This window comes from Paenibacillus sp. E194 (genome assembly GCF_000935845.1).
Classification (GTDB): Bacteria; Bacillota; Bacilli; order Paenibacillales; family Paenibacillaceae; genus Paenibacillus_B; species Paenibacillus_B alvei_B.
In genome coordinates this window covers 1-11,398 of the sequence record NZ_JMDX01000045.1, presented here as the reverse complement: position 1 = coordinate 11,398, position 11,398 = coordinate 1, and the positions used below count along the sequence as shown (strand labels likewise).

The window sequence follows — 11,398 nt, the reverse complement described above, 5'->3', positions numbered from 1 at the left end:
TTGGTGGAAGGCCATGACTAACAGACCTATGCTTTAAGGTTCGCTAGGCAGAAGAGCGGTGATGAGCGAGTTATTTAGTATTCTTCTTAGGCCTCTTTTACAACGGCTTTTTTCAAAGCAACTTCTGGAGCTTCCTCTTGGGTTCGAGAAGTACGTTTGATAAAGAATGAGAGAATTAAGCCAATTACCCCAATTCCGATTATGACAACGTAAGCATCGTTGATCCCTAAGATAGAGGCTTCTACGATCATATCCTTTTGAGCTGCACCGGTTGTCCCACCTGCGGCCATCATGTCCGCAAGATGCGATTTGGTCTGATCCGTCATAACCGTGACCAGAAGAGAAGTCCCTACAGCACCCGCTACTTGTTTAACCGTGTTGGATATTGCGGTACCGTGTGCGTGTAATCTAGAAGGCAGTTGATTCAGACCTGCTGTCTGAATAGGCATCAGCAGCAGCGCCATTCCCATTCTACGGATAGTTGACATCAGAATTAAATAGGTATAACTAGTTGAGTCGGACAATTGAACGAAACCGGAAGTGGCCGCAATCGTTATGATCATCCCCGTTATGGCAATCCATTTTGCTCCAAATCGATCATATAGCCGCCCAGCAACAGGCATCAGCAGCCCCATCGCAAGCGCACCAGGGAGCATGAGCAGTCCAGATTCCAGTGCAGAATAACCTCGTGCATTCTGTAGGTACAGCGGAAGCAGCATCATATCTGCGTACATCACCATGGTGATCATGATGTTAATGATGGTTGTGAGCGTGAACATATTGTACTTGAAGGCTCGAAGATCCAGCAGTGGACTTTCAGAAGTGAGCTGTCTCCATACAAAAAGACCAAGGGTCACGATGCCGACGGCAATAGACAACAGTACTTCGACACTTTCCCAACCTTGACTTCCAGCAGCACTGAAACCATATAACAGCGTGCCAAATGCAATGGTGGACAGGATAACACTTAGAACATCGATCTTCGTGCGGACTTGCTCCGACACATTTTTTAAATAAATATGACCGCAGATGATGACGAGCAAAGCTAGCGGGATCATACCGTAGAACATCGTTTGCCATTTATAGTTTTGTAAAATATAGCCGGCTAGTGTAGGCCCAATCGCGGGCGCAAATATAATGGCAAGTCCCATCGTTCCCATGGCTGCTCCCCTTTTCTCGGGAGGGAAGAGTACCAAAATGACATTCATAAGCAGCGGCATGATAATGCCGGCACCTGCTGCCTGAATCATCCGCCCCGTTAGGAGAAGGGGAAAGCTTGCTGCAAATGCGGACACAATTGTACCAGCAAGAAAGATTACCATCGAAGCTTGAAACAGCTGTCGAGTAGTAAACCTCAGCATGAGATAAGCCGTAATAGGGATTAGAATTCCGTTTACCAGCATATAGCCGGTTGTCAGCCATTGCGCCGTGGAAGCCGCGATATTGAAGTCAACCATCAATTCCGGGATGGCTACGCTCATGACTGTCTGATTCAACGTTGTAAGAAAGGCGCCCAAGATCATGATAAACATAATCGTGCCCTTCTTTACGGAACCGTTGGTTGTTTCCATGCGTTTACTCAACTTACTCCTACCTTTCGTTTCTCTATAGACTTAATTTACAATGTGTAAGATAATTAACATTGTATAAAATAGATTATAGTTATACAGGTTAGGGCGATCAATCAACGCATTTTCACAAAATGTAAATTAGTTATCATTCGGCTTGCAAAGTGTAAAGTAAGCTGGAGATTTACTGCAAATTATTTATAAATTGTTTATTATCTTGTGAATCGGAAAGGAAAGAACTGAATGCCGGACAATTCCAAATTTCGAACAGACCCAAGAATTCGCCGTACAAGGCAGTTAATAAAGGATGCCTTTGTTGATATGCTGCAGGAGATGGAAATTGAGAAAATGTCCATCAGTGGTATTGCGGAGCGAGCGACCATCAGCCGCGTTACCTTTTATCTTCATTATCGCGATATCCCGGACATGCTGAACAAGATGGCGGACGAGATGATTGAAGATCTTCAGCGTGCCATGAATAGCAATCCTGCCCACCCTAATAGTCCTGAAGAAAACGATTGGTTGAAGCTAGTAGGGATGCTTGAGCATATTGCTGAAAATGCGCCATTTTATAAGATTACTTTAGGATCGAGGCGAACCCCTATTTTTACCGATCGGCTATTACAAATGCTTACTGGGATAATTACGGCAAAGTTCGAGAATAAGGAGAACAACTCTTCCAATAAGCGAACGGCCATTCAAAAGGATATTGCCATTTGGCATGGATCCTCTGCCTTAATTGGAACCATCGTAGGCTGGCTGCGCAACGACATGCCTTACACGCCAGCTTTCTTAGCAAAACAACTGTACTTGCTTCACTCTCAAGATCTATAAGGTTACTAGCAAAAAATCACTTTGGCGATGAATAAATTAGTAAAGGCCTAATTTCTCAGTGTTGTAAACGAGAAATTAGGCTATTTTATATGGTTCCCCTTATCGATGCTAGCGAAGTGGGAACCTATGGATCACGCCCATTACGAAGAATACGAAGGATCGAAATTCTAAAAGTTCATAGTAGAGTTCGGTTATTAGGGATCTTTACTTAACCCTTTTTCGGTGGGTGGGTGTCATAGGAACACTAGCGGAGCCAATTTCATAAATTATCTAGTCGAGATGGATGATGGGCAGCATGCCGGCCGGTTTCCAGCTCTGATCATTTTCGTATAACGATTGGACGATTTGTCTCATGTAGGTACAGTGAAATAAATAATAAGGAGGGTATAAAATGAACGATTTCCAGAAGGATCTGCAAAACTTGAATGTCGGGAAGTTCAATTCGACCGGGATGACGTCTGCGTCGGGGCAAAATCAGAACGGAGCAGGGGATTCCCGCTTATGTGTTGGCCTTTGCTTTTTTTGTGTAGGGTTCTGTTCATGCAGCAACTGTTTTCGCTGTAGCAACTGCTTCAACTGCGCACGTTGCAGTAACTGCTTCAATTGCGCCCGCTGCAGTAGCTGCGCACGTTGCGGAAGCTGCGCTCGCTGCCGCTGAGTACCAAAAAGCTCCCTTGGCGATACGCAAAACGGTATGCCCCTGCAGTTGTCACGGCCTGCAGGGGCTGTTCCTTTTTTAGATTCAGGCATGACGGACAAAACGCTCTACATAACTTATAAATGAGGAAAAACCGAAGGCCTGCATACAATGCGGTTTTGCCTCCGGCAAAACCTTAAGGAGGAATAAAAACTTGAATCCTTCTATGCGTCTGAAAGTGAAAGGGGATACGTTCTTTCTTCCAGATTCGAATGGAGGCGTCTACTTTCGCAACAATACAGGTTCGTTCCGAATGGAAGGCGACATGGTCGATCAGTGGATCGAAAAATTGATGCCAATGTTGAGCGGGGATTATTCCATGTCGGAACTGACGGACGGGCTGCCGGAACCGTACAGGGTACGGCTTTATGAAATCGCAGAAGTACTGCTTAATCACGGCTTTGTCCGAGATTCCAGCCAAGACCGGCCGCACGGCCTACCCGAAGCGGTAGAACGGAAATATGCCGCACAGATCGAATTTCTGGACAGCTTGGGCGGTTCGGGCGCTCACCGCTTTCAAACCTATCGCCAGGCTAATTCGGTTGTGGTTGGTTCAGGTCCGATATTTGTCTCGCTCGTTGCGGCCTTGTTGGAATCCGGATTGCCCCGGTTTCGTGTGCTGATTACGAATCAGGAGACCACGGATCGCCAGCGGATCTCCGAACTGACGGCGACTGCGCGTCTATCGGACAGTGAGATCGAGGTCGAGGAGATCTTTCCGTCTAATGACGGCTTCCTTGATTGGCGAGAAGTCGTGCAGCTGGCGGATTCCGTTCTATACGTCGCTCAGGATGACGATCCCAGAGAGCTTAGAGCATTGCACACGGCCTGCAGGGACGCGAAAAAGCTGCTGCTGCCCGCTATCTACTTGCCACAGTTGGGCATAGCAGGGCCGTTGGTGCACCCGGATTCGGACGTCTGCTTCGAATCCGCATGGCGCAGAATACACCGAACCGCCCTTGGCGATGCGGAACGGCCGACCACCGTCTCTACTGCGCCGGAAGCCATGCTCGCGAATGTGGTCGTATTCGAATGGTTTAAGACCGTTACGGAGACTGCTTCGGAATTGAACGGAAAGCTGTTTCTGCTGAATCCGGAAACATTAGTTGGCGAGTGGCATTCGTTACTTCCTCATCCGCTAGTCAGAGGTATTCATCAGGCCGAGCCAATAGATCCATTCGACCTTCCGATCGATCCACGTACGGAGCGACAGGAAGCAGACCGACTATTCTCCTATTTCTATCGCTTGACTTCGACGGAAACCGGCATTCTTCACCGTTGGGAGGAAGGGGACTCGAAGCAGCTTCCGCTCTCGCAGTGTCGCGTCCAGGCAGTCGACCCGCTGTCGGAAGGCCCCACTGAGCTTCTGCCGCAGATCGTCTGTTCGGGAATGACGCACCATGAAGCAAGGAAGGAAGCTGGCTTGGCCGGCATCGAGGCGTACGTGTCGCGACTAGCCGGTGTTCTGAAGGCTGCCAATCCTGCGCAGCAGGATTCCGCAAGCCCGCTCGAATCGCAGCCCCATGAATATGTAGGGATCGGAGCGGGATGGACAGTTGAGGAAGCGGTTCTTCGCGGACTGCGGAAGTGTCTATTCGAGGAGCTGAGAAGTCGTTCCGAATCCAGCATTCCCTCCGTTAATCGAATCAAGCTAAGCGATGTTGAGGACGATTTTTGTCGCTATTGCTTGCGCGCATTGACGACGATGCAGGACACCCCGGTAATCGGATTGGGACAAGAAGCGGCGGGTTTCCCAGTGGTCTGGGTCGGTACGAACGGTTACTGGTACGGCGGAGTCGGAGTCAATCGCACAATGGCAATGCGAGAAGCGCTCCGACAGGCGTTAATGAAACTCCAAAACGATCCGGCGGACATCCAAGGCCAAATCCTGGAACGCTCTTCGGTCTTGGTGGAAGATGCCTTGGCGCAGAGTCTGACGATCCCCGGCTTCGATGAGTCGGAATACGGCATGATAATGCAGTCCGTACGGCAGATTCTGCAATGGAACCGTAAGCAGATCGCGGTCGTTGATTTGTCGATAGAACCGTTCATGAAAGAAGTGCTGGCAGGCGTGTTTGGCGTGTCGTTGCGAGAGGAGGAGAGGAATTGAGCGCGATTGTGACGGTCATTGGGGAAGGACAGCTCGCGGATTTGGTAACCAAGCAATTGTCTACCGATGACCGCTATCGACTGATCCGGCAGAAGAACATGGAGTCTGGAGAAGCGGCAAAGGGAGACTTGGCGCTGGTGTTGAACGATGCTTGGGATCCTTCCGTTCATTCTGCGGCAGAAGATCGGTTCCGACAGTCGGGAACTCCTTGGCTGCGCGGATTTGTTGCATTCGGAGAGGGGATTGTCGGTCCGCTGGTTCGTCCAGAGGGGCAAGGGTGCTCGCAATGCGCGGATAACCGGCTCCTGATGGCGGGAAGTGACCGCAGGGAATTGTGGAATCTGCAGCAGAAGTTGGCATCTCATGGAGGAATCGCCCGGGACACTTGGGCGTCTCGTACGGGATTATTGCAGGTGGCGCGCCTTGTTGCGGCTGAATCCGTGAAGATGCTGATGGGCGGGCAGCCGGAGACGGAAAGCAGGATGTACTTGATCGATATGCGTACGTTGAAAAGCTCATTGCACTTCTTCCTGCCCGTTCCGCTATGTCCGATCTGCGGCCAATTGCCGGAAGACGATGCGGAGCTGGCCCGCGTCGCGCTGAAGCCAAGCCTGAAAATCAGCACCGAAACGTATCGCAGCCGTTCGATGGGTGAATTGAAGGATGTTTTGGCCAAAGAATACTTGGATGCCAGGACCGGTTTTTTGAATGGGAAAATGGTGGATCTTGTGTCGCCTTTCGCCGATGCGAGCATCAATTTGCCCTTGTTTGGCGGAGATGAGGCTTGCGCAGGTCGGACCCACTCCTATGCGGATAGCGAAATGACAGCCATCCTGGAGGGACTGGAGCGTTATTGCGGTCTGTCGCCCCGTGGGAAACGATCCGTCGTTCATGATAGTTTCCTCAATGTACAGCACCATGCGCTCGATCCTCTCCGTGTAGGACTGCATGCTAAGGAGCAGTACGAACGCTCCGACTTCCCGCTCAAGTCATTCGAACCCGAAAGGCCGATCGATTGGGTATGGGGCTATTCGTTTCTACAGCAGCGTCCGATTCTCGTACCGGAGCAGCTGGCTTATTACAGTTCGGGCTGCGGTCACGGATTCGTCTATGAAACCTCCAATGGCTGCGCGCTGGGCGGAAGTCTGGAGGAAGCGATCTTCTACGGGATGCTGGAAGTGGTGGAGCGCGACTCCTTCCTCATGACTTGGTATGCTCGTCTGCCCCTGCCTCGCCTGGATCTCCGTTCTGTTCAGGATCGGGAATTGAATTGGATGACGGAGCGATTGGAGACAGTGTCGGGGTATGAACTGTATTTGTATAAATCGACAATGGAGCACGGCATACCAAGCGTATGGGCGCTCGCGAAAAATAAGAAAGAGCAGGGCGTGAACCTCATTTGCGCCGCTGGCGCCCATCCGGATCCGATTCGTGCGGCAAAGAGCGCGATCCACGAGCTAGCAGGCATGCTGCTCACGGTTAGCGAGAAATTCGAGGAAAACCGTCAGCAGTACGAACGGATGCTTCATGATCCGTACCAGGTTGTTCAGATGGAGGATCATTCCATGCTGTACGGGTTGAAACAGGCGGAGGAAAGGCTCGATTTTCTGCTGAATAACGATCGTCCAATGCAAACATTCGAAGAAGCATTTGAACCGACGGGCTGGAACGCCGATCTGACTGATGATCTGAAGGCCATGCTGCTTGTTTTTCGCCAATTGAATCTCGAAGTGATCGTGGTCGACCAGACGACTCCGGAGACGCTTCGCAACGGACTGCATTGCGTGAAAGTACTCATTCCCGGCATGCTGCCGATGACGTTCGGGCAGCATCTCATCCGTTTGACGGGACTGGATAGAGTTCTCAGGATTCCTGTAGAGCTGTCTTATTCACCGGAGCCCTTGTCACCCGAGCAGCTTAATCCATATCCGCACCCGTTCCCATAAATACGGCTGTGAGACGGCACGGATGAAACCAGGGAGGAAAGCCATGAGTCTAATAAATCTGGACGTTTTTCTTCACCATTTGCAATATGATCCGGATAAGGTCAAGCCATTGGATTGGGAGACGGATTGGGAGGACGCGCCGCTTCCTTACAAGCTTTATCGTAACTTGCCGATGTTTCCACTATCTAGGGAAGTACCGATAACGCTCGAAGGAATGGATACACCCGGTGTGGCTACCCTTCGTAATATCGGACATTTCCTCTACTATGTATACGGGCTTGCGCAATTGACCCAATCCGTCATGGAACGGGATACGTCGGAGGAATCGGGAGGCGTCTTGCAGATGTGCCGGCGCTTCGTTCCTTCCGGAGGCGGGCTCTATCCGAGTGAACTGTATCTCTATCTTAAGCTCGATGAGTTGCCTGCAGGCGTATACCATTACGATGCGGCACATCATCGGTTGGCGTTGCTGCGCAAAGGGAATTTCGACGATTATTTAGCGAGGTCGCTCGGTAATCGGTGCGATGCGTACGGCTGCTTCGGAGCCGCGTTCGTATCTACGGTATACTGGAAGAATTTTTACAAATACAATAATTTTGCCTACCGGCTTCAGGGACTGGACGCCGGTATTTTGATTGGACAGCTGCTCGAAATCGCGAAACGATTCGGATTTTCGTCTGGCGTGCATTTTCAATTTCTCGATCAAGCCATCAATCATCTGCTCGGTCTATCAGAACAAGAGGAGAGCGTGTATGCAGTAATCCCGTTATCGGTGAACCCGGCGATCCGATGGATGGAAAGTGGGAACGAGGATACGGACATCGTGTCCGCCTCCGAGCTGTGCCGGGAGTTGTCGCCGGTCAATCATGATCACTATGTAAGGTCGCGGAGGAGCGCGGATTATCCGATGCTGCTCCGGATGAGCGATGCGTCCCGATTTGATTCGGCGCGATTGTTTCAACAGGTCCGGCAGGATGAGCAAGCAATTCCGAATCAAGCGCCCGCACTCCCTCTGCCGCCTGTAGACCGCTTATCATATGATTTGGCGGCGGTTTGCCGCAACCGTTTCTCGCCCGAGACGGAATTTGTCTGGAAGCCGATCGGTGTTACGCAGCTTGCAGCTCTGCTTCGGGAAGCGACGGTTTCCTTCTCGTATCGCAACGACCTGGATGGCCCACAGGAGAGGCCGGAACCCCGTGTATGTCTTTATGGCTGCTTCTACGGGGTCGAAGACGTTCCGGATGGCGCTTATCGGTACGATAGCGCCGCGCATGCGCTGCAGTCGGTTTGCCTTGGAGGTCACCAGCAACGGTTGCAGGAGGGAATGTCACTTCCCAATATCAATTTGTTTCAAGTACCGCTCAGCTTTCATGTGGCAGGGAAAAGGAATTTCTTTCAATCGCAGCTCGGCAAGCGGGGATACCGCATTCAGCAAATGGAGGCCGGGATGCTCGTGCACCGATTATTGCTGGCAGCATCCGCCCTCGGGATGGGAGGGCGTCCACTTCTCGGGTTTGACGCCAATTCCAGCGATGCGCTTTACGGGACGGCTTCCTGGGATGAAACGGGACTGATTTTCATACCGGTAGGCCCCTACCGTCAACGATTGCGATTGGTCGGCAGTTTGAGCCGTTAAAAAAAATCATCGCTAATGACATTGACGCGAACGGTCATGTCTTCAGCGATGAAATTACCCGAGAGACCGGGCTTCTCTTAGCAATGATGGTTATTCCACGGATGATGGCAATGCATGTGGGTATGATCCCATGGATGGAACCAATCATGATGGTAATCGAGCTCGTAACAATCCCACCCTGAATACTGATAAGGATGAAGGTGATCATCCATATACGGATCCCATGGATGATGCATGCAGGGATGGATCATGCAAGAACAGTGTTCATGCTCCCAAGGGTGAACCATATCAGGGTGGTGCTCATTCTCCAGGGGCTGTACGTGCATATTCTCACAGGGATGAGCCATTACAGCTTGCTGCTCGTTACCACAAGGATGACACATCATGGGGTGGTATACGTGATGATGAGGAATATGGCACCAGGGATAGTGTGACGCTTGAAAACCGTCATCGCGAGGTCTAATTTGATTATTCGATTGCTGCTCAAATGCTTGCTCGGACGGATTGGAATTCTGCACGCCGGCCGGGTTCTGAACGTAAGGTTGATGGTATATCATAGTTTACCTCCTAATCTTTTGAGGGGTATTGCATCGTGAATCCTCTTCTGGCAAAGTTCGCTTAGAAGCTACAGCTAGGTATAATTCACAATATGCTGAGATTGGGGAAAGGGCACTTGCCCCTATAAAATGGGCAGCTACCCAAGAGGAGGGGAAGTAAGGAACGAAACGGGTGTCGAAACGAAGACCGAGCGTGTGACGGTGATGATGAGGTTGTAGCTAATAAAATTGTGATAACTGATCCCCAAACTTTCTCAGATGAATCAGGTCATCAGATTATCTATCAGTGTTCTGATTAAATGGATCAATTTATTTTATGTCCCTAAGTTCTTGTCATTTTTACTCGACAAGAACTTGGGGACATTCGTTTTTTGATAAGAACTTAGGGACATTTCTGAGTACCAGTAATGATATGAGAGCCTGTTGAAAGCCCGAGAGCCTCGTTCTTTAATACAATATCATTTCAAGCAATATCTGAGAGAAGAGAGCATTGCACACGTATGGGATATCCTTATCCTTACATGCAATTCAGTCACCATTCTATTCTTCGTTTAGCGAATGTTACTGCACCTTCTCGACATCAGAAGCTTTCACAAAGGCGAAGCGGTGATTGAAGAAGATGCGATAGAATGCCTCTTTGCCTTTAATGTGCTGATTCGTCGCATAAGGATCCTTCGTGAATACTGGGGCTTCGTAATAATCGCCATTGACCTTCTCGATGGCAACATACGATTGTCCCTGTGCAACCGTGTACTGCAGCGGTACGAGTTCATTCGGCTTTACATCGGCAGGGTAGGCTGCCGCTTCTGGATAGGCCGCACCATAAACCGGAATAGAAGCTGTGCCCGCTTTCGGAGTAATGAGCTCTCCTGAACCCGCAACCGCATTGCTTCCTGCCGGATTATAGAACCATGCCTTTTGTCCACCGTACCAGATTGCTGTCCAGTTCCCCAGCCCTCCAGCGAATGAGAACGTTTGCCCTGTCGTCGCCTTAGCGCCTATGCTCAGTCCGTCTTTCTTGTTCTGAACGGCAAGGGCAGGGTCATCAATTAAATCAGCATCAAACTGTGGCTCCTTATACAAATAAACGAAGTTCGTCGGTTGGAGCGGAGCATCCTGAACTTCAGGTAAATTACTCTTAAAATTAGGCTTGATTGTCACGATGTCCTTGAGGCTATGCGTGGTGCCAAGTGGTGCTCCAACCAGCTCCATATAATGCTCCCAATCCCAGAATGGACCGGGATCCTGATGCATTGCCGGTGTTCGCTTCGGAGTAAGCCCTGGAATCTCGTTGTGCCCAATGATATGTGCTCGATCCAGCGGAATATCATACTTCTCTCCCAAATACTGAACGAGTGCGGCAGAAGAGCGATAAAGCCGTTCGGAGTACCAGGTTGCTCCTTCCATCGCATAGCCTTCATGCTCGATGCCGATAGAGTGCATATTGAAGTAATAGTTGCCTGCATGCCATGGCACGTCTTTGTTGTTAACCATTTGCGTTACATCGCCATCAAATGATCGAACAACATAGTGGGCGGCCACGCTCTTCTTCGGATTTGCAAAGATACCAATGGTGTCTCGATATGTTTCTTCCGTATCATGAATGACAATAAAGCGGATATCTGGCCCGAATGTAGGACGGTCTGCAAGATCATAATTGGAATAGTCTGACGGGTCATCCCCGTTCTGCTGATAGGCTGCAGGAATAGACCTGCAAGGTAGTAGGGAAGGGCAATCGGCGCTGCTTGATATTGTTGAATGCAGTTGCAGACTCTGCAAAGTGGCTGGGTTTGGCTTTACTTCCTTGGATGTGAGGCGCAGCGCCTGACCTTCCGGAGTTTGCCGCGCGATCCCTTGCTGTATCGTATAGAACACTTGATCAGCGAAATCCTGTGCATAATACAATTCTTGAGAGCCGCTATATTTGGCAACCGCACCATACCAATCGGATTCCGATACCGGCAGTTTGCCTGCAATGTCCTTCGCATACTTTGCCAGCAGCGCAGCTCCGCCGCGAATGTTCTCTACAGGATCCTTCTTCAGAAAGATT

At 50.1% G+C, this 11,398-nt stretch carries 7 protein-coding genes; 4 read left to right on the top strand and 3 right to left on the bottom strand.

Annotated elements, in window-relative coordinates:
• Window positions 1-86 precede the first annotated feature (86 nt).
• Window positions 87-1,571: a DHA2 family efflux MFS transporter permease subunit gene (locus AZ66_RS08730; protein WP_044354486.1), complete on the bottom strand. Its 1,485-nt coding sequence runs from the start codon at window positions 1,569-1,571 to the stop codon at window positions 87-89.
• Between the two features lie 240 nt (window positions 1,572-1,811).
• Between AZ66_RS08730 and AZ66_RS08725 the strand changes: the two genes are divergently transcribed.
• The gene (locus tag AZ66_RS08725) at window positions 1,812-2,402 is read left to right on the top strand and encodes a TetR/AcrR family transcriptional regulator (RefSeq protein ID WP_044354485.1); all 591 of its coding nucleotides are present in this window, start codon (window positions 1,812-1,814) and stop codon (window positions 2,400-2,402) included.
• A gap of 538 nt (window positions 2,403-2,940) precedes the next feature.
• Here AZ66_RS08725 and AZ66_RS31295 read toward each other — a convergent pair.
• Window positions 2,941-3,090, bottom strand: a complete 150-nt coding sequence (locus AZ66_RS31295) for a hypothetical protein (protein WP_156159934.1) — start codon at window positions 3,088-3,090, stop codon at window positions 2,941-2,943.
• Between the two features lie 163 nt (window positions 3,091-3,253).
• On the opposite strand from AZ66_RS31295, the gene AZ66_RS08720 reads away from it, so the two are divergent.
• Genes AZ66_RS08720 through AZ66_RS08710 form a run of 3 tightly spaced genes read left to right on the top strand, consistent with a single transcriptional unit; the run spans window position 3,254 to window position 8,791 of the window.
• Complete coding sequence (locus AZ66_RS08720) at window positions 3,254-5,209, top strand: putative thiazole-containing bacteriocin maturation protein (RefSeq protein WP_044354484.1); 1,956 nt, start codon at window positions 3,254-3,256, stop codon at window positions 5,207-5,209.
• Entirely contained in the window at window positions 5,206-7,155 is a 1,950-nt protein-coding gene (locus tag AZ66_RS08715) for a TOMM precursor leader peptide-binding protein (protein ID WP_044354483.1), read from the top strand. Before AZ66_RS08720 ends, AZ66_RS08715 begins: the two co-directional genes overlap by 4 nt.
• 43 nt (window positions 7,156-7,198) lie before the next feature.
• The gene (locus AZ66_RS08710; protein ID WP_044354482.1) at window positions 7,199-8,791 is read left to right on the top strand and encodes a SagB family peptide dehydrogenase; all 1,593 of its coding nucleotides are present in this window, start codon (window positions 7,199-7,201) and stop codon (window positions 8,789-8,791) included.
• Between the two features lie 1,118 nt (window positions 8,792-9,909).
• On the opposite strand, the gene AZ66_RS08700 is transcribed toward AZ66_RS08710, so the two are convergent.
• The coding region (locus AZ66_RS08700) for an N-acetylmuramoyl-L-alanine amidase (RefSeq protein WP_044354480.1) at window positions 9,910-11,398 on the bottom strand (1,489 nt) is incomplete at its 5' end.